The 25,121-nt window shown below is 56.9% G+C and carries 26 protein-coding genes; 18 read left to right on the top strand and 8 right to left on the bottom strand.

Annotated elements, in window-relative coordinates; translation table 11 throughout:
- Window positions 1-29 precede the first annotated feature (29 nt).
- Both C3F35_RS04400 and C3F35_RS04395 read right to left on the bottom strand, forming a co-directional pair.
- Window positions 30-848 (bottom strand): Cof-type HAD-IIB family hydrolase, encoded by an 819-nt coding sequence (locus C3F35_RS04400; protein WP_059308420.1) that lies wholly within the window; start codon window positions 846-848, stop codon window positions 30-32.
- Window positions 848-2,056 (bottom strand): MFS transporter, encoded by a 1,209-nt coding sequence (locus C3F35_RS04395; protein WP_032617252.1) that lies wholly within the window; start codon window positions 2,054-2,056, stop codon window positions 848-850. The genes C3F35_RS04400 and C3F35_RS04395 overlap by 1 nt, the downstream gene beginning before the upstream one ends.
- Window positions 2,057-2,137: 81 nt before the next feature.
- On the opposite strand from C3F35_RS04395, the gene C3F35_RS04390 reads away from it, so the two are divergent.
- On the top strand, window positions 2,138-2,680 hold the full coding sequence (locus tag C3F35_RS04390; RefSeq protein ID WP_032617253.1) for a TetR/AcrR family transcriptional regulator: 543 nt from the start codon (window positions 2,138-2,140) through the stop codon (window positions 2,678-2,680).
- A 69-nt stretch (window positions 2,681-2,749) separates the two neighbouring features.
- Here the strand turns inward: C3F35_RS04390 and C3F35_RS04385 are convergent, their stop codons facing one another.
- Entirely contained in the window at window positions 2,750-4,426 is a 1,677-nt protein-coding gene (locus tag C3F35_RS04385; protein ID WP_103791967.1) for a hypothetical protein, read from the bottom strand.
- On the bottom strand, window positions 4,423-5,163 hold the full coding sequence (locus C3F35_RS04380) for a hypothetical protein (protein ID WP_103791968.1): 741 nt from the start codon (window positions 5,161-5,163) through the stop codon (window positions 4,423-4,425). The genes C3F35_RS04385 and C3F35_RS04380 overlap by 4 nt, the downstream gene beginning before the upstream one ends.
- Window positions 5,164-5,711: 548 nt before the next feature.
- On the opposite strand from C3F35_RS04380, the gene C3F35_RS04375 reads away from it, so the two are divergent.
- The 6 genes from C3F35_RS04375 to crtB all read left to right on the top strand — a co-directional run bounded on the left by C3F35_RS04375 (window position 5,712) and on the right by crtB (window position 12,027).
- Window positions 5,712-6,266: a DUF2239 family protein gene (locus C3F35_RS04375; protein WP_103791969.1), complete on the top strand. Its 555-nt coding sequence runs from the start codon at window positions 5,712-5,714 to the stop codon at window positions 6,264-6,266.
- Window positions 6,267-6,512: 246 nt separating this feature from the next.
- Entirely contained in the window at window positions 6,513-7,433 is a 921-nt protein-coding gene (locus C3F35_RS04370; protein ID WP_032617258.1) for a polyprenyl synthetase family protein, read from the top strand.
- Window positions 7,430-8,458: a type 2 isopentenyl-diphosphate Delta-isomerase gene (fni, locus tag C3F35_RS04365; RefSeq protein ID WP_103791970.1), complete on the top strand. Its 1,029-nt coding sequence runs from the start codon at window positions 7,430-7,432 to the stop codon at window positions 8,456-8,458. The genes C3F35_RS04370 and fni overlap by 4 nt, the downstream gene beginning before the upstream one ends.
- Entirely contained in the window at window positions 8,458-9,633 is a 1,176-nt protein-coding gene (gene crtY / locus C3F35_RS04360; protein ID WP_103791971.1) for a lycopene beta-cyclase CrtY, read from the top strand. Before fni ends, crtY begins: the two co-directional genes overlap by 1 nt.
- A complete protein-coding gene (locus tag C3F35_RS04355) occupies window positions 9,626-11,104 on the top strand; it encodes a phytoene desaturase (RefSeq protein WP_103791972.1) in 1,479 nt (492 codons plus the stop codon). The genes crtY and C3F35_RS04355 overlap by 8 nt, the downstream gene beginning before the upstream one ends.
- On the top strand, window positions 11,101-12,027 hold the full coding sequence (crtB, locus tag C3F35_RS04350) for a 15-cis-phytoene synthase CrtB (protein WP_059308414.1): 927 nt from the start codon (window positions 11,101-11,103) through the stop codon (window positions 12,025-12,027). Before C3F35_RS04355 ends, crtB begins: the two co-directional genes overlap by 4 nt.
- On the opposite strand, the gene C3F35_RS04345 is transcribed toward crtB, so the two are convergent.
- Both C3F35_RS04345 and C3F35_RS27035 read right to left on the bottom strand, forming a co-directional pair.
- Window positions 11,966-12,502 (bottom strand): sterol desaturase family protein, encoded by a 537-nt coding sequence (locus C3F35_RS04345; protein WP_103791973.1) that lies wholly within the window; start codon window positions 12,500-12,502, stop codon window positions 11,966-11,968. The genes crtB and C3F35_RS04345 overlap by 62 nt on opposite strands.
- Window positions 12,503-12,603: 101 nt before the next feature.
- Window positions 12,604-13,185, bottom strand: coding sequence for a GIY-YIG nuclease family protein (locus C3F35_RS27035; protein WP_164529713.1), 582 nt, complete (start codon window positions 13,183-13,185; stop codon window positions 12,604-12,606).
- Between the two features lie 124 nt (window positions 13,186-13,309).
- Between C3F35_RS27035 and C3F35_RS26640 the strand changes: the two genes are divergently transcribed.
- Window positions 13,310-13,543: a hypothetical protein gene (locus C3F35_RS26640; protein WP_146054027.1), complete on the top strand. Its 234-nt coding sequence runs from the start codon at window positions 13,310-13,312 to the stop codon at window positions 13,541-13,543.
- Between the two features lie 281 nt (window positions 13,544-13,824).
- On the opposite strand, the gene C3F35_RS04335 is transcribed toward C3F35_RS26640, so the two are convergent.
- Window positions 13,825-15,510 carry an aspartate:alanine antiporter gene (locus C3F35_RS04335; protein ID WP_059308411.1) on the bottom strand — a complete coding sequence of 562 codons (1,686 nt, stop codon included), beginning with the start codon at window positions 15,508-15,510 and terminating at the stop codon, window positions 13,825-13,827.
- A gap of 275 nt (window positions 15,511-15,785) precedes the next feature.
- Between C3F35_RS04335 and C3F35_RS04330 the strand changes: the two genes are divergently transcribed.
- The gene (locus C3F35_RS04330; protein WP_077227474.1) at window positions 15,786-16,175 is read left to right on the top strand and encodes an inner membrane protein YbjM; all 390 of its coding nucleotides are present in this window, start codon (window positions 15,786-15,788) and stop codon (window positions 16,173-16,175) included.
- Between the two features lie 13 nt (window positions 16,176-16,188).
- On the opposite strand, the gene C3F35_RS04325 is transcribed toward C3F35_RS04330, so the two are convergent.
- Window positions 16,189-16,458, bottom strand: coding sequence for a GrxA family glutaredoxin (locus C3F35_RS04325; RefSeq protein WP_032617267.1), 270 nt, complete (start codon window positions 16,456-16,458; stop codon window positions 16,189-16,191).
- 179 nt (window positions 16,459-16,637) lie between these two features.
- Between C3F35_RS04325 and nfsA the strand changes: the two genes are divergently transcribed.
- From nfsA to rlmC, 9 genes are all read left to right on the top strand, one after another.
- Window positions 16,638-17,360, top strand: a complete 723-nt coding sequence (gene nfsA, locus C3F35_RS04320; protein WP_103791975.1) for an oxygen-insensitive NADPH nitroreductase — start codon at window positions 16,638-16,640, stop codon at window positions 17,358-17,360.
- Window positions 17,361-17,432: 72 nt separating this feature from the next.
- A complete protein-coding gene (gene rimK, locus C3F35_RS04315; protein WP_032617270.1) occupies window positions 17,433-18,335 on the top strand; it encodes a 30S ribosomal protein S6--L-glutamate ligase in 903 nt (300 codons plus the stop codon).
- Between the two features lie 61 nt (window positions 18,336-18,396).
- Window positions 18,397-18,873, top strand: a complete 477-nt coding sequence (locus C3F35_RS04310; protein WP_032617271.1) for a YbjN domain-containing protein — start codon at window positions 18,397-18,399, stop codon at window positions 18,871-18,873.
- Between the two features lie 349 nt (window positions 18,874-19,222).
- Window positions 19,223-20,335, top strand: coding sequence for a spermidine/putrescine ABC transporter substrate-binding protein PotF (potF, locus tag C3F35_RS04305; RefSeq protein ID WP_059308409.1), 1,113 nt, complete (start codon window positions 19,223-19,225; stop codon window positions 20,333-20,335).
- Between the two features lie 96 nt (window positions 20,336-20,431).
- Window positions 20,432-21,565: a putrescine ABC transporter ATP-binding subunit PotG gene (gene potG, locus C3F35_RS04300; protein WP_032617274.1), complete on the top strand. Its 1,134-nt coding sequence runs from the start codon at window positions 20,432-20,434 to the stop codon at window positions 21,563-21,565.
- A gap of 9 nt (window positions 21,566-21,574) precedes the next feature.
- Window positions 21,575-22,525 (top strand): putrescine ABC transporter permease PotH, encoded by a 951-nt coding sequence (gene potH, locus C3F35_RS04295; protein WP_103791976.1) that lies wholly within the window; start codon window positions 21,575-21,577, stop codon window positions 22,523-22,525.
- Window positions 22,522-23,367, top strand: a complete 846-nt coding sequence (gene potI / locus C3F35_RS04290; RefSeq protein ID WP_032617277.1) for a putrescine ABC transporter permease PotI — start codon at window positions 22,522-22,524, stop codon at window positions 23,365-23,367. Before potH ends, potI begins: the two co-directional genes overlap by 4 nt.
- 57 nt (window positions 23,368-23,424) lie before the next feature.
- Window positions 23,425-23,913, top strand: coding sequence for a YbjO family protein (locus C3F35_RS04285; protein WP_032617278.1), 489 nt, complete (start codon window positions 23,425-23,427; stop codon window positions 23,911-23,913).
- 40 nt (window positions 23,914-23,953) lie between these two features.
- Window positions 23,954-25,081 carry a 23S rRNA (uracil(747)-C(5))-methyltransferase RlmC gene (gene rlmC / locus C3F35_RS04280; protein WP_103791977.1) on the top strand — a complete coding sequence of 376 codons (1,128 nt, stop codon included), beginning with the start codon at window positions 23,954-23,956 and terminating at the stop codon, window positions 25,079-25,081.
- The last annotated feature ends 40 nt before the right edge of the window (window positions 25,082-25,121 follow it).

Here is a 25,121-nt window from a genome sequence, read left to right as displayed (position 1 = left end):
AGGCCGGTGCAAGTAACGCGCCGCCGGGTTTAGCCCTGGTTGAACGGGGCTTCCCCTTTCAACACGCGGTCAATCACTTCCAGTACCCCTTCTTCGTTATTGTTCGGCGCTTCATAGCGGGCAACCGCTTTGATGTGATCCCGGGCATTCGCCATCGCAAAGCTGAATCCGGCCTGGGTCAGCATCTCCACGTCGTTGCCGCTGTCGCCAAAGGCGACCACTTCGCTGTTGTCGATGCCCCAGATCTCCTGCAGCAGACGCAGGCCATTGGCTTTGTGAATGCCCGGCAGGATCAGGTCAATACTGCCGTGTCCGGTAGTGACCGGCACCATAATGTCGCTCAGCTTTTCGTGGATGATTGCCTGGATACGCGGGATGTCGTCATCCGACACGTTCAGGCCAAATTTAAAGAAGATGTCGTTAAAGTTGTCGAATTTATCCACCTTTTCCAGCCGGTGATAATACTTCGCCGCAAGATCGTGGAAGGCTTCGCCATAATGCTTGAGGGTATAGGCGCTGCCTTTACCGCAGGCAATCACTTCGACTTCAGGAATGGTGCAGAGAAACTCCGCCACGGTGGCGAACTGGGCCTGCGTTAACTCGCCGTTGTAAACATCTTCTCCGGCATTCACTACCCAGCCGCCGTTTTCCGCGACAAAGGCGATCTCATCGGCAATCTCCGGGAAAAAGGAGATCAGCTGGTAGTACTGGTTCCCGCTGGCGACCACAAACCGTATGCCCTGTTCCTTCATCTGCGCGTACTGGCGCAGAAAACGCGCGCGATTGTACTGCTTCGCATCGTCCAGGAAGGTGCCATCCATATCAACCGCAATCAGTTTTACGCTCATTATCCATTCTCCATGACCGAGTTCGCCTGGGTCACCGGTTTGGCGACCGCCCGGGCGACCAGGGCGGCAATCATCACTAATCCTAATACCACCAGCATGGCGCTACGTAAGCCGTAGTGCTCGCCGAGGAAGCCCAGCAGCGGCGGTCCCACCAGGAAGGCAAGATAGCCGGTGGTGGCGACCACGCTGACGCGGGTTGGCGCATCCGGGCCGGTGTCGCTGGCCGCGGAGATAGTCAGCGGGAAACCGAGCGAGGCACCCAGCCCCCACAGCACCACCGATACGCCAGCCACCCAATCGACATCGACAAAAATAATCAACGCAATGCCCAGACCACCCAGCAGGGCGCTGGCGCGAACCACCGTCACGCGGCTGTAGCGATCAATAAACCAGCCGCCGGTAAAGCGACCGACGGTCATCCCCAGCGTGAACCCGGCGTAAATCAGCGAGCCGGAGGTCGGGCTGAATCCGTGGCCATCCACCATCAGCAGCGGCAGCCAGTCATTCGCAGAGCCTTCGGCAAAGGCCATCGCCAGCACCACCACGCCAATCAGCATCAGCTGCATATCACGATAAAACGGCAGCCCTTTCTCACCCGATTTGGCTTCACCTGCGGGGTTCTTGCCGTTGCCATCCGGGATGGCGGTGATCCCCAGCAGAACTGGGGCGATACAGACCAGCGCGGCCAGTAAGGTATGGGTCGTGGCGGCGATACCGGAGGCGGTGAGCGCCATGCCGATACCGGCGCCTGCCAGCGTGCCGAGGCTGTAAAACCCGTGCATCATCGGCAGCACGGTTTTGTTCATCTCCTGCTCGATAGCGGCGCCTTCCACGTTGATCGCCACCTCTGCCGCGCCAAAACTGCCGCCAAACACGGTCAATCCGAGGGCAAAGGCCAGCGGGGAGGCGAACCACAGCGCAGCGCTGAGCATCATCATACCCACAATCGCGCAGCACATCGTGGCGCGGATCACTTTCCGCGTGCCGAAGCGCTTAACTAACCAGGCGGAACAGAGAATGCCACTCATTGACCCTATCGACAGACCAAATAACACGATGCCCATTTCCGCCGTCGAGACCGACAAAATGTCGCGGATGGCGGGGGTACGCGTGGCCCAGGAGGCCATTAACAGGCCGGGGATAAAGAAGAACATAAACAGCGCCCACAGGCGGCGTTGCAAAGTTTTGCGCGGTGAGATGACGGTCATGGTTTCTGTACCAGAAGGACAACATAGAAGACAACACTAGCAAGTTTGTGTACATTTGTACATAAATGCGCTGAGGTATAAATGAACAGACGACCCAACGATCCGCAACGGCGGGAACGGATATTGCAGGCTACCCTGGACACCATTGCTGAACATGGTCTGAACGCCGTCACGCATCGCAAAATCGCCAGCTGCGCCGGGGTGCCGCTGGGGTCGATGACCTACTATTTTTCCGGTATGGATGCACTGCTTGAGGAGGCCTTCACCTGGTTTACGCAGCAGATGTCGGTGCAGTACCGCGAGTTCTTTGCCGGTGTGACCGGGCCGGAAATGGCCTGTGAATCCATCACCACCCTGATTTACAGCTCCCAGGTCACCACGCCGCACAATATGGAGCTGATGTACCAGCTTTATGCGTTTATGAACCGCAGCCCCTCGTTAAAAACCGTGATGCAGGACTGGATGAAAACCAGCCAGACGACGCTGGAGCAGTGGTTTGATCCGGTCACCGCCCGCGGGCTGGATGCGTTTATCGAAGGGATGACGCTGCATTTTGTCACCGACAGACAGCCGCTTTCGCGGGAGGCATTAGGGGCGATGGTGAGGCGAATTGCGGGAATATAACCTCAACAAACAGGCCAGCTTGCGCTGGCCTTTATGCGATGTTTTGATGGATGTATTCCCGGCCGGGGATCACTTTTCGCGCGTGACATACCCGAAATCAAATCCCTGCAGCACATGTTCACGTAAATACTGATTGATCGGGTAGCTGTAGCTTTGTCCGATACTGACGGCATGCATCACACGCAATACCGCTCCCCCGCTCAGCGGTATAGGTTCATCGGTAATAGTAATTTTCGCGCCCGCCAGCCCATCTTTCAGATTTTTATAGGCCACTGATTCAGTGATGCTGTTATTGATAAGACTGAACGTGACCACCAGAACGGCAATTAACGCAACAGGGAAGGCCAGGGGATAGCGATTCAGGAACCGCACCGGGCGCGAGGGACGGCGGGTTAATAGCGTCGCCGTCAGGGGAACTAGGACTAAATAGAGCAGTTTTGCCAGGTGCGTAAGCGCACCCACCAGAGAGAAAATCAGCGCAATGGGCGGCACAATAACGGCACGCGCGGCATCTTCACCCAGCTTTTCATTACTCCCTCCCGCGCTATAGCTTGATACCGCCGCGCGCAGTTCAGGTAATTGCTGCTTCACCGCCTCGTTAAGATGTGGCGTGTGAAGCTCAAGGGCAAACTGCTTCAGCTTATCGTTCAGCGGATACTCTTCACGAACAAACGTATTCGCCGGGAGAAGCAGTTTTTCGCGTAACTCTTTCTGAATCACCTCCAGGCGGAAAAAGACGCCCCAGTCCAGCCGCTTAGGGAGGGTGACCCCTTTGTAGACCACGGTTCGCTGGGCGAGATATTTCTGCCTGGCGGCTTTCGCCACTGCGGCATTAAACCCGGTGCGATCTGACGGCGACCAGTCGTTGGTGACAGGGACGCCCTGGCCGCGAACCTGTTTTCTTACGGTGGCGTAATAACGGCGTGGGACGTTCCAGGTTTTCAGGCGTTTCGCTTCTAAGGAGCGCTCGTACCTTTGCCAGGCCCGGGCCTGCTCAAGCCGCACCGTTTCGCTGATATCCATCTCATCGTTGTAATAGGCAACAAACTGTTTATGCACCTCGCCGCGAGCCTGGAGCCAGAGCTCGTAGTAGCCGCGAACGCCACCTTCCCGGGCACTGATATTGTCGCGTAAGTTCTGTTCCGCATCGCGTTCCAGTAATTTACGGTAGCGATCGGAGGAACTGAGCAGAACCGGTAAGGTTGCCAGAAACGCCTTCCCGGAGGGGCTGGTCCAGGTTTGCGCCTGTCCGCCGCCGCTATCCAGCGGGATGCCTTCCAGCGTCTGCTGTCCTTCAATTAAGGCGTGCTGATAGAGCTGCGCCAGCAGGGACATCTGACGGAACTCACCCGTGCTCTTCGTCACCTGGCGTTCGATCACCCATTCGACCGCATGCCAGGTTAATGTGCCGGTGATCAGGCAGATCAACAGCACCAGCGCGGTGCTGGCTTTCGCCGTCAGCCAGACGCCTTTTTTCTTTAGCCGGACAAGACCCATCAGCGAGAACTGTAACGCCAGCAGTGCCGCCGCGATGGCGGTTAATGTCCGTCCGTAGCGCTCCATGTTGTGAACTTCATCGGCGGTCGAGACGCTGCCGACCAGGTCCAGCAGGCGGGAGTTAAAGGCCAGTTCACAAATGAGATAGGTGAGGGTGATGCCCGTCACCAGCCAGTTTTGCCAGGCGGGGAGGACCGAACGCTTGATCCCGTCCTGCGGCCAGTGTTTTTCCTGAACCTGCGCGGTCATGATTTAAGCTCCAGGCTGGTCTGACGGGTCTTCGTCGGCGCATAGATCTCGGTGGGCACGGAATTGTTCAGCTCAGGCTGGGCTACCTTAGGCGGCAGTGGTTCCACCGTTTTGGTCGGTGTGCGTTTAACCGGCTTCGCCACAGGCTGCGCTTTGGTTTTACGGGACGTTCTCACGTTATCGTTACTGCTGCTGACGACCGTTTTTTGCTTCTGAACAGGGAAGCGACGGTAGTAAACCTCGCCATGCTGCCAGTTGAACTGCTCAACACGATTGCCGGTGGTGAAATTCAGTTGCAGCTTGTCCGCGCTGGCGTTGATCTCTGGCCCTGTATCGCATACGCCGGTGAAGGCCCACTCCTGGGAGCGCGTATTTTGCAGATCGACCAGGCGATACTGTGCCGGGCAGAATGACGTTGCCACTTTCAGCAGCAGTAACGTATGCCCTTCGATGTGATACTGGTTGATGATCCTCGCCCAGCTGATGCCCTCCAGCGGGCGCTCAATCATCAGATTGCTCCACTTCAGGCTATAACGTCCATTCAGCTCTCTTAATGCCCCTGTTGAGCCATCCGCCAGCGTGAACTGTCCGACTTCGTTCCCCAGTACGCTCGCCAGATCGGTATTAAACAGAATTTTGCCTTTTTTATCGTAACGAACAGAGCAGCCACTTAACCCAAGAATTAACGCCAGAACCAGTAAGCTACGCAGGATTAAATTGTGTCGGGTGATACTCATCTGTTAATTCCGTTTTTGTTCGTTATTTTTTCAAGGCGCAATGTTATCAATGGAGCCATTGATAATTGATGAGGAGGATTTTCGCGGTCGCTTATAAATTTGACTTAAGTTCTGGCAAGTCACGAAAACGTATTCTGATGGAGGAAAAATTTATGTTGCCACTGCTCTCGAGAAAGCGTGATGCTCATCCATGAGAAAAACCTCAAAAAATTTAACATGTTGACATGATCAGTCAATCTCCATTTCTGGTAGTTCTTTGGAGCGGGATACAGCAGAGCAGGCGGCGAAAAACCGCAGGGATTAAATTTTTCCGCTGCGATGATATATATTCCTCCAGAAGCCGTTTTTAACCGAAAATGATCCAGGCTTTCATCTGCCTTTTATTTTTAAGCCGTACAGCGATCTTCCGTTGTTATACACACTCCAGCGCGTCATATCTCCCCATGTTCAGCAGGGGCCAGGGGCCATGGTTTTTACCCGGGTATAATTGACAGGATGTGGCCTTACGCCTACGTTGCTATTTTTACCCGGATAAAAAAGGAAGCGGCATGGCGAACATTACCCTTACCGCCTTCTGGCGGCACAAACAGATCGCCCAGGGTACGCTGAGCGAACTGATCCAGCAGATCCAATCGGCAAAACTCGACCATGAAACCGTTTTCATTTTTAACGATCGCAGCGGCAAGCGTCTCGATATTCACCTTCACGGCGATATTGCCAGCACGCTGGCGTTATACCCGGAGCTGGCTGAAAGCAGCGTCGTCAGAACCCGGGGCAGGCCAAAGCTCGGCGTCCTCGCGAAAGAGGTCACGTTGCTGCCACGCCACTGGGAGTGGCTGGCCACCCAGCCCGGCGGAGCGTCTGCCACCTTGCGCAGGCTTGTCGATCAGGCCAGAAAATCCAGCGTAGCGGCGGATAATAAGCGCCAGCGCCACGATCGCGCCTACCACTTTATGTACGAAATCGCGGGAGATCTGCCTGATTACGAGGCCAGCCTGCGCGCACTTTTCGCTGATGACGAGGCGGCGTTTACCACGTGTATCAGGCACTGGCCGCAGGATATTCGCCACTACGCACTCCGGCTGGCGTTTGGCAAAGAATGAGGATAGCCCGGGGAGAGGCACAGCCGGGCGACTCAAAATCTCTACAAATGTAAATTTTTGTGCAATTTACTCCTCAAAATAAATTTTAAGATATTGATTTTATTGAGTGTAAAATCAAAATATCGTTTCCACTGTTCCGCCGGACAACAAAACGCACAAGGATACGCTACGCTTTGTAAATCATCCTGCGGCAAGCGTTTTTACCCCTTCTGCGGACGTCGCCACCATAATACCGGGGAAGCCCCTATGACCCTTAGTCATGAAGATGATGTCAAAATGCTGCTGTCTGCGTTTGAACGACGTCTGGAACAACTCTTGCCCGAGGGCGAGCAGGAAGGCCAGGTCTATGCGGCCATGCGCGAAGCAACGCTTGTCGCCGGCAAGCGAATGCGCCCTCTGTTGCTGCTGCTGGCCGCGACGGATATGGGCTATAAAACTGAGCAGACAGGCCTGCTGGACCTTGCCTGCGCCATTGAGATGGTCCATGTCGCCTCCCTGATTCTGGATGACATGCCCTGCATGGACAATGCCACCCTCAGACGTGGACGTCCTACCGTTCATTATCAGTACGGCGAAAACGTCGCGATACTGGCGGCGGTGGCGTTGCTGAGTCATGCGTTTTGCGTTATCTCACGCGCGCCTGCGCTTACGCCTGAGGCAAAAGCGCGGGCGATTGCTGAGCTGTCGGCATCGGTGGGGCATATGGGGCTGGTGCAGGGGCAATTTCGCGATCTGAACGAGTCCCGGCAGAGCCGGAATGCGGATGAGATCCTGCTGACCAACGAGCTGAAAACCAGCAGCCTGTTCAACGCCACCCTGCAACTGGCGGCCATTGCCGCTGATGCACCGCCTCAGGTCAGTGAACGTCTGCGCTTTTTCGCCCGCGATCTGGGCCAGGCCTTCCAGCTGATTGATGACCTGACGGACGGCTCCAGTGCCACCGGTAAAGATCCGCATCAGGACAAAGATAAATCGACGCTGGTCGCGGTGCTGGGGGCAGAAAGCGTCTTCCTGCGGCTGCGCGAACACGTGCGCAGCGCCGATCAGCATATTGCCAGCGCCTGCCAGCCGGGAAATACCGCCCGGTACTATGTTCACGTCTGGTTTGAAAAACAGCTGACGCTTATCAGTCAGAGCCTGTCGTTATCCCTGTCGGAGTGTCAATGAGCAGCCTGTCGCAACGTAAAAGCGATCATCTCGATATCGTACTGAACAGCGCACCCGGCGCAAAAAAGTGTACCAACGGCTTTGAAAAATGGCGCTTCGGGCACTGTGCTCTGCCCGAACTGCATCTGGATGATATTGACCTCTCGACCTCGCTGTTTGGCCGGACCCTTAACGCGCCGCTGCTGATCAGCTCGATGACCGGCGGCACCCGCCGGGCGAGCCAGATCAATCAACATCTGGCCCTTGCCGCGCAGGCGCTGGGGCTGGCAATGGGGGTTGGCTCCCAGCGTGTGGCGCTGGAGAGCGAGGTAAATTATGGCCTGACGCGCGAGCTGCGTTCCTTTGCCCCGGACGTTGTGCTGATGGCCAACCTCGGTGCGGCGCAGATTGCGGGCCGACAGGGGATCGACTACGCCAGACGTGCGGTAGAGACCCTTGCGGCAGATGCGCTGATTATCCACCTCAACCCGCTTCAGGAGGCGCTGCAGCACGGCGGCGATCGCAACTGGTGCGGGGTGATCGACGCTATTCATCACACCGTTGAGGCGCTGCATGTGCCGGTGGTGATAAAAGAGGTGGGCAACGGGCTTTCGGTTCCGGTTGCCCGCGAGCTGGCCGCGGCGGGCGTGGCGATGCTGGATGTCGCCGGTGCTGGCGGCACCAGTTGGGCGGCGGTAGAGGGCGAACGCGCCGTCACCGCGCACGACCGGGCGGTGGCCATGGCGTTTGCCGACTGGGGCATCCCCACCGCAACGGCATTACAGGATCTGCATCAGGCCCTGCCCGACATGCCGCTGGTGGCCTCGGGCGGGATCGCCAACGGTATTGAGGTGGCAAAAGCTATCCGCTTAGGCGCAAGCGTGGTGGGGCAAGCGGCCGGGGTGCTGCAGAGCGCGTTGGTCTCCAGCGAGGCGGTCATTGACCATTTCCAGGTAATCATTGCCCAGCTGCGCGTCGCCTGTTTCTGCACCGGGAGTGCAAACCTGGCGCAGCTGCGTCAGGCCCCGCTGGTGGCACAAACCTGATGGCACACGCGTGGGACATCATCTTAGTGGGCGGTGGGCTGGCGAACGGGCTGATCGCGTTGCGGCTGCGACAACAGCGCCCAGCGCTGCGCGTGCTGCTGCTCGAGGCCGACAGCCAGCCGGGCGGTAACCACACCTGGTCCTTTCATGAGGGCGATATAACTCCCGATCAGCACCGGTGGATTGCCCCCCTGGTGGCGCATCGCTGGCAGGGATATGACGTCCGCTTTCCCCGCCTGAACCGAACCCTTGCCGGGGAGTATCTCAGCATCACTTCCGCGCGTTTTGCCGCCGTGCTGACGGAGACCCTGGGCGAGAGCCTGCAAACCGACGCCGCGGTCACTGATATCACCCCTGAGTCGGTGACCCTTGCCGACGGCACGCGGCTCCGGGCCAGCGCGGTCATTGATGGCCGGGGCTATACGCCGGACAAACACCTCAACACCGGTAGCCAGTCATTCCTCGGCCAACAGTGGCGTCTGCGCCAGCCCCACGGCCTGACCCGACCGATACTGATGGACGCCACGGTCAATCAGCAGGGCGGGTATCGTTTTGTCTATACCCTGCCGATTTCCGCAACCGAACTGCTGGTTGAAGATACCCACTACATTGACGCCGCCCGGCTGCATCTGAGCGCCGCGCGGCAAAATATCGCTGATTATGCCCGCCAGCAGGGCTGGTACCTGGAGAGCCTGGTTCGCGAAGAGCAGGGCCATCTGCCGATTATGCTGGCGGGGGATTTCCCGGCTTACTGGCAGGCGCGGGATAAGCAGCCGTGCAGCGGCCTGCGCGCCGGGCTGTTTCATGCCACCACCGGCTATTCGTTGCCGCACGCGGTGGCGTTGGCCGATGCTATTGCCGGTAGCACGGAGTTCAGCGCGGCCGCAGTTTTTTCCGTTATACATCGTTATGCCCTGCACCAGTGGCACGCGCAGCGTTTTTTCCGCACCCTGAACCGGATGCTCTTTCTGGCAGGGGATGCCGATAAACGCTGGCAGGTCATGCAGCGTTTTTACTCTCTTAACGAAGGGCTGATTGCCCGCTTTTACGCCGGGCAACTGAACCTGGCCGACAAAGCGCGGATCCTGGCAGGTAAGCCCCCGGTTCCCGTCGGCGAAGCGATGCTCGCCATACTGAAACTCACTCCCCGGATGCGAGCGTTTCACCATGAATAAAACAGTGATTATTGGTGCCGGTTTTGGCGGATTAGCGCTGGCCATTCGGCTGCAGGCGCAGGGTATTGCCACACTTCTGCTGGAGCAGCGGGATAAGCCCGGCGGGCGCGCTTACGTTTATCACGATAAAGGGTTCACCTTTGACGCCGGACCGACGGTGATAACCGATCCCACCGCCATCGAAGAGCTCTTTACCCTGGCCGGCAAACGCATGGCGGACTATGTTGATCTGCTGCCGGTCACCCCTTTCTACCGCCTGTGCTGGGAGACCGGCGAGGTGTTTGATTACGACAATGTGCAGACCCGGCTGGAAGAGCAGATAAGACGGTTCAACCCCCGCGACGTGGAGGGTTACCGCAAGTTTCACGCCTACTCGCGGGAGGTGTTTAACGAGGGGTATCTCAAGCTCGGCACGGTGCCGTTCCTCTCGTTCCGCGATATGCTCCGCGCCGGGCCGCAGCTTACCCGTTTGCAGGCCTGGCGCAGCGTCTACAGCATGGTCTCGCGCTTTATCGAGAATGAACAGCTGCGCCAGGCGTTCTCTTTTCATTCGCTGCTGGTGGGCGGTAATCCGTTTGCCACCTCGTCCATCTATACCCTAATCCACGCCCTGGAGCGTGAGTGGGGCGTCTGGTTTGCCCGCGGCGGCACCGGGGCGTTGGTACAGGGGCTGGTGAAGCTCTATCAGGATCTGGGCGGCGAGTTGCAGCTGAATGCGGAGGTGACCCGGCTGGTGGCCGAGGGTGAACATATTCGCGCCGTGGAGCTGATAGATGGCCAGGTAATCCCGGTCGCGGCGGTGGCCTCCAACGCCGACGTGGTGCATACCTATGAAAAACTGCTGGGACACCATCCGGTAGGCGCCGCCCGCGCGGCATCGCTCAAGCGTAAACGGATGAGTAATTCCTTATTTGTGCTCTATTTTGGCCTGAACAAGCAGCACGATCTTGCGCACCACACCGTCTGTTTCGGGCCGCGGTACAAAGAGTTGATCGACGATATTTTTAATAAAAACGCGCTGGCGGAGGATTTTTCGCTCTATCTTCACGCCCCCTGCGTTACCGATCCCTCGCTGGCACCGCCGGGCTGCGGCAGTTATTACGTATTAGCGCCGGTGCCCCACCTGGGCACCGCAGATCTCGACTGGACGGTGGAAGGGCCGCGCCTGCGGGACAGGATTTTTGCCTATCTGGAAGCCCATTACATGCCGGGGCTGCGCAGCCAGCTGGTAACCCACCGCATGTTCACTCCCTTCGATTTTCGCGATCAGCTGGGCGCGCATCTGGGGTCGGCTTTTTCTGTCGAACCGATCCTGCGCCAGAGCGCCTGGTTCCGACCGCACAATCGCGACAGCCGAATTCCCAACCTTTACCTGGTCGGGGCGGGTACCCATCCGGGGGCCGGTATTCCCGGCGTGATTGGTTCGGCTAAAGCGACGGCAGGGCTGATGCTGGAGGCGCTTTCCCGATGAATACGACTCTGATGGATCATGCGACCGGCACCATGGCTGTGGGTTCGAAAAGCTTTGCCACTGCGGCGAAACTCTTCGACCCGGCGACCCGACGTAGCGTGCTGATGCTCTACGCCTGGTGCCGTTACTGCGACGACGTTATCGACGGCCAGGAGCTAGGGTTTAATGCCACTCCCGTGGACAGCGCTCAGGCAGAGTTACGCCTGGAGATGCTTAAAAAGCAGACCCTGCGCGCCTGGGAAGGGGGCGAGATGCACGAGCCCGCCTTTGCCGCCTTTCAGGAAGTGGCGCTGGGCCACAATATCCCGCTCCAGCTGGCTTACGATCACCTTGATGGCTTTGCCATGGACGTGCGCGAGACGCATTACGAGACGTTCGACGACACCCTGCAATACTGCTACCGCGTGGCGGGCGTGGTGGGGTTAATGATGGCCCGGGTGATGGGCGTGCGCGATGAAGCTGTGCTCGATCGTGCCTGTGATTTAGGCCTGGCGTTTCAGCTGACCAATATCGCCAGAGATATTGTCGAGGATGCCCGGGTTGGCCGCTGTTATCTGCCCGCCCAATGGCTGGCCGAGGCGGATATCCCCCCGGAGGCGATAGCGCAGCCAAAAATGCGCGCCCCCCTCGCGGATATTGCCCAGCGGCTGGTGGCAGAAGCCGAGCCTTACTATGCCTCTGCCCGGCAAGGGCTGGCGGGGCTGCCGCTGCGATCCGCCTGGGCCATCGCCTCGGCGCACGGGGTATATCGTGAGATTGGCGTGAAGGTGAGTGCGGCTGGGTCCCGCGCCTGGGATAAACGGCAGGGGACCAGCGCGGTGGAAAAGTCGGGATTGCTGCTGAAAGGCGCCGGGCAGGCGCTCACTTCTCGTTTTGCGACACAGACGCCGCGTCCGGCCGGGCTCTGGCAGCGTCCGCGCTAGTCGCGCGACGCGCCTTGCGCTGGCGTAACGTGGCCTGCAATTTTTCAACGGGCGGCGCATACAGGAAACCAAAGGAGACGCAGTCCTCTTTGCCCCGGACGGCGTGGTGCAGGCGGTGCGCCAGATAAAGGCGCTTGAGATAACCCCGGCGCGGGATATAGCGAAACGGCCAGCGCTGATGCACCAGGCCATCATGCACCATAAAATAGAGCGCGCCGTAAAGCGTCATCCCGGCCCCAATCCACTGTAATGGCCATATCCCCCAGGTGCCCAGAGCAATCAGCACAATCGCCAGCACAGCGAACACCACCGCGTAAAGGTCGTTGACCTCAAACCAGCTGGTGCGCGGCTCATGATGCGATTCATGCCACCCCCAACCCCAGCCGTGCATAATGTACTTATGCGCAAGGGCCGCGACTAACTCCATGGCGGCAACGGTTAAAAGCACGATCAATGTGTTGTACAACGCGAGCATTGTTGCTCCTTTGGCTCGGGGAGGGATGGGGTTTCAGGTATTAAGCGTAACACTTAAATGGGAGAAGGGTGGCGTGCGCAGCGGCTGTCTTCATAACTGTTTCATTTTACTTGCGTAGCTTGCTCTATAATCTCTGCAACTTTACTTCTGCTAAATCCTGTTTCATCTGCGATCTCCATTATTTTGGCTTCCTTCATTGCCTTACTACGCATGGCTGAAAGGGTTGGCTTAAAAGGATGGTTGTTTCCTTGAATATTTAATGGCAGTGAGATACTGCCAATAAGAATTTCTTCAAGTAACCAGGGTTCTTCATGTGCGACCCAGTAAACTTTTGCATTCTCTTCCATCCACTGGTCAAGCCATTGCTCACCTAAATGGGTAAACGTCGTTCTTTTTCCTGAACCAACCCGGCGGAGCGGATAATTGCTTTCCAGTGCAAGTAAAACCCCTAGCGAACGTCTGAGTGTCGAGCCTTCTGCGTTGCCGCTGTAATGCGTTTTAATGCGTGTTTTAAGGTTAGCGCGACTGTTGGGTTTTCCCTTTTTATCAGGTGAGATACCGACATAGAGCAATGTGTACCCATCCTGAGTGAGGCAATCTTTCGTCGGTACGCCTGGAGGGATTTCTTTGAACCACCAGAAATAGACACCGTTGATTGCAGGAACAGGTGTTGGTTGGCTCATGACTTCTGTTCTGCTGAATGTTTTGTCAGGATAAAAATTAAACACCGGGATTCTCCGCGCTGATTGATTCCTGGTATTTTAAGGGATTGTTGGCTGTGATGAGTTGATTTACGTAGGGGCTAATATGAGTTTAAGAGTAACAACGCAGCAGGTGGATACCTGGAAGAAACGTATTCAGAGGGATGGTTTGAAAGGTTCTACTTACTTTTGCCAGCAGGGCGGGGCCGTTTGGGTTTCCGCATCAGCCGATCATCAGGCTATCTGTCAGAAAGTTTTAGGAAGGGATTCAGGAACAAGTTCTTTATCGAGTTATTTGCGCTGGGATGACGTTGGCGCTGTTGCTTTGGTTGAATTGTAGCACGCGATTGAAACGGCTTAAGGTGAAGATTTTGCTGCCAGTTTAAAGCGTTGTCGCCACTTTGTAGCCAACAAGGGAAAGCGGTGGTGTAAGTGATTCATTCGATGGGTGGTAAAATTCAGGCAACAAAAAACCCATCAACCTTGAACCAAAACGGCGGGGTTGATGGGCTCCACAAATTGGGGACATCAAAGAAAAGCAGTGGCAATAGTTATGACTGACATCTGACAGAAAAGTTCTGCACTTAGCGAAATTTTTTCGCCGTTGCGCAAATTTCTCCCTTACCCCAGCCCCGGCCAGATGATGATAATCAAGGTCCCCGCCAGGGTTAACAGCACGTTAGCGATGGCATAGGTACCGGCATAGCCCAGCGCCGGGATGTTGCTGCGCGCGGTATCGCTGATAATTTCCATCGCAGGGGCACAGGTACGCGCCCCCATCATCGCGCCAAACAGCATGGCGCGGTTCATGCGCAGCACGTAGGCGCCAAACAGGAAACAGATCACCACCGGTACCAGGCTGACGATCAACCCGGCCACCAGCATCTGCCAGCCCACCGCGCCCAGGCTGTGTCCAATGCCGCTGCCCGCGCTTAAACCGACGCCCGCCATAAACACCATCAGGCCAAACTCTTTCACCATGTTCAGCGCGCCCTGAGGGATATAGCCGAAGGTGGGGTGGTTGGCTCGCAGGAAGCCGAGCATGATCCCGGCGAACAGCAGGCCCGCCGCGTTACCAATGCCGAAGCTAAAGTTGCTGAACTGGAAGGTGATCATCCCAATCATCAGGCCAACGATAAAGAAGGCGCAGAACGCCAGCAGATCGGTCACCTGGCTGTGAATGGAGATAAAGCCGATGCGGTCAGCGACGGTTTTCACGCGGCGCGTGTCGCCGCTCACCTGCAACACATCGCCCTTGTTCAGCACGATGTTGTCATCGATTGGCATCTCAATCTGGCTGCGGATCACCCGGTTGAGGAAGCAACCGTGGTCGGTCAGCTTGAGCTGTGCCAGACGGCGGCCAACGGCATTGTGGTTTTTGACCACAATCTCTTCGGTGACGATGCGCATGTCGAGCAGGTCGCGGTCGAACACCTCTTTGCCGTTGCGGAAGCTCGGATCGAGACGGGCGTGCGCATCCGGGTAACCCACCAGCGCGATGTCATCGCCCATCTGCAACACCGCATCACCGTCCGGGTTGGCCAGAATGCCGTTACGGCGAATACGTTCGATATAGCAGCCCGTCTGGCGATAAATGCCCAGCTCGCGAAGATTTTTACCGTCAGCCCAGGCCACCAGCTCCGGGCCGACACGGTAGGCGCGGATCACCGGAAGATAAACTTTGCGTTTGATGTCAGTGTCCAGACCGCGCTCGCGGGCGATTTGCTGGGCGCTGGTCTGCAGATCCTGATGCTGCAATTTCGGTAAATAGCGCGCGCCCACAATCAGGCTCACCAGACCGATCAGATAGGTCAGGGCATAGCCAAGGCTCAGGTGATCCAGCGCCAGTGACAGCTGGGCGTTATCCAGCCCAAGATGGCGCAGCGTATCCCCGGCACCGACCAGCACCGGCGTGGAGGTCATCGACCCGGCCAGCATGCCCGCCGTCAGGCCAATATCCCAGCCAAAAAGCTTGCCTAAACCCAGCGCGATTAACAGGGCACTGCCAACCATCACCAGCGCCAGCATCAGGTAATTTTTACCGTCGCGGAAGAAAATAGAAAAAAAGTTGGGACCAGCTTCGACGCCGACACAAAAAATAAACAGCATAAAGCCCAGATTCAGGGCATCGGTGTTAATACTGAAATGCTGCTGGCCTAATAATAATGAAACGACTAAAACGCCAATAGAATTACCGAGTTGGATCGACCCGAGACGTAATTTCCCCAGGCAAAGACCTAAAGCCAGTACCACAAATAATAACAGGATGTAATTCCCATTTAACAATTCTGCGACGTTTATGTTCACGGAGGATAACTTTTCGTTTACCAGTAAGTGGTTGAAGGGGTGGGATATTTAGGCTACTGTTTGCGCTGTAATAACAGGAGTTAAGACACTCCTGATCGCATATCATAATATATCCCACAAAGTAATATCAAACTATTAGTGAATTTTTAACAGATATCACCCAATGATAGCAGTGACGTTAAGACCCGGTGATTTTGGCAAGGAAGGCCGGGTGACTCAACTAATTGGCGTCCATCGGACGAAAAAGTATTTGCCCGCAATGGCAGGGGGATAGATTGAATATTAAACGTAACTGGTTTGGCGTGGCTTGCTGCTTTTTACTGTTTACCGCAGTTTGCATCTGTCTGATGTACCAGGTGAGGGGGGCGTTTATTTCTTCGGGGTATCCTGGTCTGGGGCTACTTTTCTTCATCTTACCCGGTATCGCTGCTGGCTTCTTCTCCCGTGGTGGAGAGGTGATCAGGCCGCTGATGGGGGCGATACTCGCCGCGCCGGTCTGTCTGGTGGTGATGCGGATGATCTTTATCTCGTCACGCAGCATCCTGCAGGAACTGGCCTGGCTGCTGAGCGGCGTTTTCTGGTGTGCGTTAGGGGCGTTGTTCTTTCTGTTTGTGCGCCGGGCGCTGAAGAACCGCCGCGTGAGAGTAAAAACGCCCTCAGAGTGAGGGCGTGAAAGGCTTACTGGGCAGCGAACAGGCCCAGGTGCTCTTTGGCATAGGCTTCAAAATCGGTAAAGCCGCCGATGTGAGTCTGGTCGAGGAAGATCTGCGGAACAGTTTCAACCGGCTTACCCACGGTCTGTTCCAGATCGGCTTTAGAGATACCTTCTGCGTGAATGTCCACGTAGCGGTAGTTAAAATCTTCACGCTCAGCGGTCAGTTTTTCTGCCAGATCTTTTGCGCGCACACAGTAAGGGCAACCCGGACGTCCAAAAATTACTGCAAACATTTTCTCTCTCCTGAAACTAAGCCAGACGGCGAATGACACTATATTGCCGATAACTATCGGTAATGGAAAGCAGGTTCTGCCTGTTACATTGATACCTTCAGGCTATGTTTGGCCAATTACAGTCTCATTTTCTTTGCCTATACTGGCGAAATGTCAGTAACGCCGTAAAGAGAGACAAGATGACGCCAGTAATTGATCTGTTACGTTCCCACCGCTCCATCCGCCATTTTACCCAGGAACCTATCACCGATGCGCAGCGCGAGGCCATTATTGCCGGTGCGCAAGGCACCTCCAGCTCCAGCTTCCTGCAGTGCAGCTCCATTATCCGCATCACCGACCCGGCGATGCGTGAACAGCTGGTGACCCTCACCGGCGGGCAAAAGCACGTTGCCGAGGCGGCGGAGTTCTGGGTGTTCTGCGCCGACTTCAACCGCCATCTGCAAATATGTCCTGAGGCGCAGCTTGGCCTGGCAGAACAACTGCTGCTCGGCGTGGTGGATACCGCGATGCTGGCGCAGAACGCGATGACGGCGGCAGAGTCGCTGGGGTTGGGTGGCGTTTACATTGGTGGTATCCGCAACAGTATTGAGGCCGTGACCGAATTGCTGCAGCTGCCGAAGCACGTTCTGCCGCTGTTTGGCCTGTGCCTTGGCTGGCCTGCGGATAACCCGGACGTCAAGCCGCGCCTGCCAGCGGCGATGGTGGTGCATGAAAACCACTACCAGCCGGTCGATAAAGAGGTGCTGGCGCAGTACGACGAGGAGCTGGCGAACTACTATCTCAGCCGCGCGACCAATAACCGCCGTGATACCTGGAGCGACCATATCCGCCGCACCATCATCAAGGAAAACCGTCCGTTTATTCTCGATTATTTGCATAAACAGGGCTGGGCTACACGATAAGTCCATTCATCCTGCGCCTGCCTGCGTGTATGATACGCAGGCTTTTACCGGATTATGTCTGAGAGGTGCAGGGTGAAAATTGCCATATTGTCCCGGGATGGAACGCTCTTTTCCTGTAAACGCCTGCGTGAAGCGGCAGAGCAGCGTGGCCATCATGTAGAAATCCTCGATCCGCTGTCCTGCTATATGAATATCAGTCCGGCGGCATCCTCCATTCACTATAAAGGGCGTCAACTGCCGCATTTCGACGCGGTTATCCCGCGCATTGGCTCGGCAATCACCTTTTATGGCACCGCCGCGCTGCGCCAGTTTGAACTGCTCGGCAGTTATCCGCTGAATGAATCCGTGGCCATTACCCGGGCGCGCGACAAACTTCGCTCCCTGCAGCTGCTGGCCCGTCAGGGGATCGACCTGCCGATCACCGGTATTGCCCATTCGCCCGATGACACCAGCGATCTGATCGAGATGGTGGGCGGTGCGCCGCTGGTGGTCAAGCTGGTAGAAGGCACCCAGGGGATTGGCGTGGTGCTGGCCGAAACCCGCCAGGCGGCAGAGAGCGTGATTGATGCCTTTCGCGGCCTGAACGCGCATATTCTGGTGCAGGAGTACATTCAGGAGGCCAAAGGGCGCGACATTCGCTGTCTGGTGGTGGGGGATGAAGTGGTCGCGGCCATTGAGCGCCAGGCCAAAGAGGGCGATTTTCGCTCCAACCTGCACCGGGGCGGTGTTGCCCGGGTGGTAGAGATCACCGCGCGCGAGCGGGAGATTGCACTGCTGGCCGCGCAGACGCTGGGGCTGGATGTTGCCGGGGTCGATATCTTACGTGCCGATCGCGGGCCGCTGGTGATGGAAGTGAATGCCTCACCGGGGCTGGAAGGCATTGAGAAAACCACCGGGATTGACATAGCCGGGAAGATGATCGGCTGGATAGAGCGTCAGGCCACGCCGGAGTTTTGCCTGAAAACGGGCGGATAACTGACCTGCCACGCACACGTCGCCTGGCACAGGCACTATTTTTTTAAGGGGTTCCACCGTTATGGATTCACTCGTTGTACCGACACTTGATACTTTGCGTCACTGGCTCGACAACATGGGCGTCAGCTTTTTTGAATGCGACACCTGCCAGGCGCTGCACCTGCCGCATATGCAAAACTTTGACGGTGTGTTTGATGCCAAGCTCGATCTGATTAATGACGTCATTCTTTTTTCCGCGCTGGCAGAGGTCAAACCCTCGGCGTTACTGGCCTTAGCATCGGATTTATCTGCCATCAATGCCAGTTCTTTGACGGTGAAAGCATTTCTCGATATACAGGATGATAATCTGCCAAAGCTGGTGGTTTGCCAGTCTTTCAACGCCACCGTCGGGCTGACTTTCCCGCAGTTCGCGGCATTCATCCAGCAGAGCGAAGAGCAGATCTCCATGGTGATGCTTGAAGCCAGCGCCCATCAACTGCTCTACAACGCCGAAGAGGGCGCTGAGCAGCCTGAATCTGCGGGCAATTTTCTGCACTAAAGCTGTCTGACTTTTAGGCAGTCGCTGTCGTGGCGGCTGCATAACACCCTCGTTTCTGCTGGATTTAACCTTCCTTTAAAGAATTATTCACCGCCATCCCGGCAAATCGGCTTATCACATAGACACTTCCTGCATAAAAAATTGTTAAAAGGCGTTTTTTAATCTGAGCTATAGCTACGGAGACAAGCTACAGTTTATTCTTGCGATGCTGTTAAATGCGAGCAGATACCGCCACCTGAGTAACATCTTCTGCTGCATGCAGAGTGATAAATTATGCACGTTTCTTGCATAGGTTAAGAGTGTTCATTTTTGGCGCGTTTGTTAACGCGCTTTCAGAAGGATTAACGCTATGATCGCTTTACATAAAAAATGGTTATCGGGTCTGGTTGCAGGTGCTCTGATGGCGGTCTCTGCCGGCACGCTTGCTGCAGAACAAAAAACGCTGCATATCTATAACTGGTCTGATTATATTGCCCCGGACACGGTGGCGAATTTCGAAAAAGAGACCGGGATTAAAGTCGTTTACGACGTCTTCGACTCCAACGAAGTACTGGAAGGCAAACTGATGGCGGGCAGCACCGGCTTCGACCTGGTGGTGCCGTCAGCCAGCTTCCTTGAGCGTCAGCTCTCTGCTGGCGTGTTCCAGCCGCTGGACAAAAGCAAACTGCCGGAGTGGAAAAACCTCGATCCCGAGCTGCTGAAGCTTATCGCCAAACACGACCCGGAAAACAAATACGCGATGCCGTATATGTGGGCCACCACGGGCATCGGCTATAACGTCGACAAAGTGAAACAGGTGTTGGGTGCCGATGCCCCGGTAAATAGCTGGGATCTGGTGCTGAAGCCAGAGAACCTCGAGAAGCTGAAAAGCTGCGGCGTGTCGTTCCTCGATGCCCCGGAAGAGGTGTTTGCCACCGTCCTGAATTACCTCGGCAAAGATCCGAACAGCACCAAAGCGGATGACTACACCGGCCCGGCAACAGACCTGCTGCTGAAGCTGCGTCCAAATATCCGTTATTTCCACTCGTCTCAGTACATTAACGATCTGGCGAACGGCGACATCTGCGTAGCCATCGGCTGGGCAGGGGATGTTCTGCAGGCGGCTAACCGCGCCAAAGAAGCCAAAAACGGTGTGAATATCGCCTATTCAATCCCGAAAGAGGGGGCGATGGCCTTCTTTGACGTCTTTGCGATGCCTGCCGATGCGAAAAACAAAGACGAAGCCTATCAGTTCCTGAACTATCTGCTGCGCCCGGATGTTATCGCCCACATCTCTGACCACGTCTTCTATGCCAACGGCAACAAAGAGGCCACCAGCCTTGTCAGCGCCGAAGTGCGTGATAACCCGGGGATCTATCCACCGGCTGACGTGCGCGCCAAAATGTTCACCCTGAGCGTTCAGGAGCCGAAAATCGACCGCGTGCGTACCCGTGCGTGGACGAAAGTGAAAAGCGGTAAATAACGATGTGATGTACGCCGGGCAGCGCAAGCGCGTGCCCGGCGATACGCACCCTGATGGTGCGTTTGCACCAGTTTGATTGATGCCGGAGAGCACCCCGTGAACGACGCGATCCCCCGCCCGCAGGCGAAAACCCGTAAAGCGCTGACCCCGCTGCTGGAAATCCGCAACCTGACCAAATCCTTTGATGGTCAGAATGCCGTGGATGATGCCAGCCTGACCATTTATAAAGGCGAAATTTTTGCCCTGCTTGGCCCATCCGGCTGCGGGAAATCGACGTTGCTGCGTATGCTGGCCGGGTTTGAACAGCCCAGCGCCGGGCAGATTATGCTTGATGGCGTCGACCTTTCCCACGTGCCGCCGTATCAGCGTCCCATCAATATGATGTTTCAGTCCTACGCACTCTTCCCGCACATGACCGTGGAGCAGAACATCGCCTTTGGCCTGAAGCAGGACAAAATGCCGAAAGCCGAGATCGCCACCCGCGTGGCCGAAATGCTGAGCCTGGTGCACATGCAGGAGTTTGCAAAGCGCAAGCCGCATCAGCTCTCGGGCGGGCAACGTCAGCGTGTGGCCCTGGCCCGCAGCCTGGCGAAACGTCCCAAACTGCTGCTGTTAGATGAGCCGATGGGGGCGCTGGATAAAAAACTGCGCGACCGTATGCAGCTGGAAGTGGTGGATATTCTGGAGCGCGTGGGCGTGACCTGCGTGATGGTCACCCACGACCAGGAAGAGGCCATGACCATGGCCGGACGCATCGCGATCATGAACCGCGGCAAGTTTGTGCAGATAGGGGAGCCGGAAGAGATCTACGAGCATCCGACCACCCGCTACAGCGCCGAATTTATCGGCTCAATCAACGTGTTTGAAGGACTGCTGAAAGCGCGGGAAGAGGACGGCCTGGTGATCGACTCGCCGGGGCTTATTCACCCGCTGAAGGTTGCCGCCGACAACTCGGTGGTGGACAACGTGCCGGTATACGTGGCGCTGCGCCCGGAAAAAATCACCCTGTGCGATGCGCCCCCGGCCGACGGTTACAACTTTGCGGTGGGAGAGGTGGTACATATTGCCTATCTCGGCGATCTCTCCATCTATCACGTCCGGCTGAAGAGCGGCCAGATGATCAGCGCCCAGCTGCAGAACACCTGGCGCTACCGCAAGGGGCTGCCGACCTGGGGCGACGAAGTGCGTCTGTGCTGGGAAGCAGACAGCTGCGTTGTACTGACGGTATAAGGAACGGCGATGAGCAAACCTGAACCTGAGACCCGCGTAGCGGCGGGCATTGATACCAGCTGGCTGACACGGATGCAGATGGCCCACGGCCGCAAACTGGTGATCGCCCTCCCTTATGTGTGGCTGATCCTGCTGTTCCTGCTGCCGTTCCTGATTGTGTTTAAAATCAGCCTGGCAGAGATGGCGCGGGCGATCCCGCCCTACAGCGACCTGGTGGAGTGGGGGGACAGTCAGCTGTCGATCATGCTCAACCTGGGCAACTTCCTGCAACTGACCGACGATCCGCTCTATTTCGAGGCCTATTTACAGTCGTTGCAGGTGGCGGGCATCTCGACGATTTGCTGTCTTCTGCTGGCCTACCCGCTGGCCTGGGCAGTGGCGCACAGCAAGCCCTCGACGCGAAATATCCTGCTGCTGCTGGTGATTTTACCTTCCTGGACCTCGTTCCTGATCCGCGTTTATGCCTGGATGGGGATCCTGAAAAACAACGGCGTGCTGAACAACTTTCTGCTGTGGCTGGGGGTTATCGATCAGCCGCTGACGATTCTGCACACCAACCTGGCGGTCTATATCGGCATCGTGTACGCCTATCTGCCCTTTATGGTGCTGCCGATCTACACCGCCCTAACGCGCATCGACTATTCGCTGGTGGAAGCAGCGCTTGATCTCGGCGCCCGCCCGCTGAAAACCTTCTTCACCGTGATTGTGCCGCTGACCAAAGGCGGGATTATCGCCGGATCGATGCTGGTGTTTATCCCGGCGGTGGGGGAGTTCGTGATCCCGGAACTGCTCGGCGGCCCGGACAGCATTATGATTGGCCGCGTGCTGTGGCAGGAGTTCTTTAACAACCGCGACTGGCCGGTGGCCTCGGCGGTGGCGATCGTGATGCTGCTCCTGCTGATCGTGCCGATCATGTGGTTCCACAAGTACCAGCAGAAACAGATGGGAGATCATGGATGAACAACTTACCGGTAGTGCGCTCTCCGTGGCGGATCCTGATCCTGGTGCTCGGCTTTACGTTCCTGTATGCACCGATGCTGATGCTGGTGATCTACTCCTTCAACAGCTCGAAGCTGGTGACGGTGTGGGCGGGCTGGTCCACGCGCTGGTACGGCGAGCTGTTCCACGACCAGGCGATGATCAGCGCCGTGGGGTTAAGCCTGACCATTGCCGCCTGTGCGGCAACGATGGCGGTGATCCTCGGCACCATCGCCGCCGTGGTCATGGTGCGCTTTGGTCGCTTTCGCGGGGCCAACGGTTTTGCCTTTATGATCACCGCTCCGTTGGTCATGCCCGACGTGATCACCGGCCTGTCACTGCTGCTGCTGTTTGTCGCCATGGGTCACGCCATCGGCTGGCCGTCGGATCGCGGCATGTTGACCATCTGGCTGGCCCACGTCACCTTCTGTACCGCCTATGTTGCAGTGGTGATCTCCTCGCGCCTGCGCGAGCTGGATCACTCCATTGAAGAGGCGGCGATGGATCTGGGTGCCACGCCGCTGAAGGTGTTCTTTATCATCACCCTGCCGATGATTATGCCGGCGGTGGTCTCCGGCTGGCTGCTGGCCTTTACCCTGTCGCTGGACGACCTGGTGATCGCCAGTTTCGTCTCTGGCCCGGGAGCGACCACGCTGCCGATGCTGGTCTTCTCCAGCGTGCGCATGGGGGTTAACCCGGAGATCAACGCCCTGGCAACGATCATTCTCGGCGTGGTGGGCATTATCGGGCTGATTGCCTGGTATCTGATGGCGCGTTCTGAAAAACAGCGCCAGCGCGATATCCAACGTGCAAGACGCGGCTGAAGCTCCTAAAATCTGCACAGGCGTAAATGAGATGCCGCGTTATCGCGGCATCGTTTCATGGAAGACATCACGTTGGGATTTTTCAGTAAAACAAGTCAGTCACATGCCCGTCTGAATGTTCCTGCTCTGGTGCAGGTGGCGGCGCTCGCCATTATTATGATCCGCTGCCTTGATGTATTCATGATTTTCAATACCTTGGGCGTGCGCGGCATGGGGGAGTTCATTCACCGCAGTGTCCAGACATGGAACCTGACGCTGGTCTTTTTCGCCAGCCTGATGCTGGTGTTTATCGAAATTTACTGCGCTTTTTCGCTGGTAAAAGGGCGTAACTGGGCGCGACTTATCTACCTTCTGACCCAGGTGGTGGCTACCGGCTATCTGTGGGCCGCGTCGCTGGGCTACGGTTATCCTGAACTGTTCAGCATCCCCGGCGAGTCAAAACGCGAGATCTTCCACACCCTGGTGATGCAAAAGCTGCCCGACCTGCTGGTGCTCGGCCTGCTGTTTGTTCCGGCGGCCAGCCGACGGTTTTTCCGTCTGCAATAACGTGTATAATCGCTGCCCCCAGACGTATTAAGGTTTCGTTATGCAGTGCGCACTCTATGACGCCGGTCGCTGTCGCTCCTGTCAGTGGATAGAACAGCCGGTCTCTTCTCAACTTTCCGCCAAAATGGCCAACCTGCAGACTTTACTGTCTGGCCTGTCGGTGGCTGAGTGGTGCGCGCCCGTCAGCGGGCCGGAACAGGCATTTCGCAATAAAGCCAAAATGGTGGTCAGCGGCAGCGTCGAGAAACCGCTGCTTGGCATGTTGCACCGGGATGGCACGCCTGTCGATCTCACCGACTGCCCGCTCTATCCCGCCTCGTTCGCCCCGGTCTTTGCCGCCCTGAAACCCTTTATTGCCCGCGCGGGTCTGACCCCCTACAACGTGGAACGCAAGCGCGGCGAGCTGAAGTATATTCTGCTGACAGAAAGCCAGCGTGATGGCGGGATGATGCTGCGTTTCGTGCTGCGCTCGGAGGCTAAGCTGCCCCAACTGCGTGCGGCCCTGCCGTGGCTGCAACAGCAGTTACCGCAGCTGACGGTGATTACCGCGAACATTCAGCCGGTGCATATGGCGATCATGGAAGGGGACGAAGAGATCTTCCTCACCGACGCCCAGGCGCTGGCAGAACGCTTCAACGACGTGCCGCTGTGGATCCGCCCGAAGAGCTTCTTCCAGACCAACCCAACCGTTGCCAGCCAGCTCTATGCCACCGCGCGCGACTGGGTGCGTCAGCTGCCGGTCAACCATATGTGGGATCTGTTCTGCGGCGTCGGCGGCTTTGGCCTGCACTGCGCCACGCCGCAGATGAAGCTGACCGGGATTGAAATCTCTGCCGAGGCGATCGCCTGCGCCACGCAGTCAGCCACCGAGCTGGGGTTAACCAATTTGCATTTTCAGGCGCTCGATTCAACGCAGTTTGCCACCGGCCAGGACAACGTGCCGGATCTGGTGCTGGTTAACCCGCCCCGGCGCGGCATCGGCCAGGCGCTGTGCGACTACCTGAGCCAGATGGCCCCACAGTTTATTATCTACTCCAGCTGCAATGCGCAGACGATGGCGAAAGATCTCCATGCCCTGCCGGGCTATCGCGTTGCGCGCGTTCAGCTGTTCGATATGTTCCCCCACACCGCGCACTACGAAGTATTGACGCTGTTAATTAAGCACTGAGCCACTGCCCGGCGACGCTGCGCTTGCGCTCTCCCTGCGG

It is taken from the genome of Leclercia sp. LSNIH3 (assembly GCF_002935105.1).
GTDB classification, from domain to species: Bacteria; Pseudomonadota; Gammaproteobacteria; order Enterobacterales; family Enterobacteriaceae; genus Enterobacter; species Enterobacter adecarboxylatus.
Note: the sequence above shows the minus strand (reverse complement) of the source record. Positions and strands in the feature narration are given on the sequence as shown.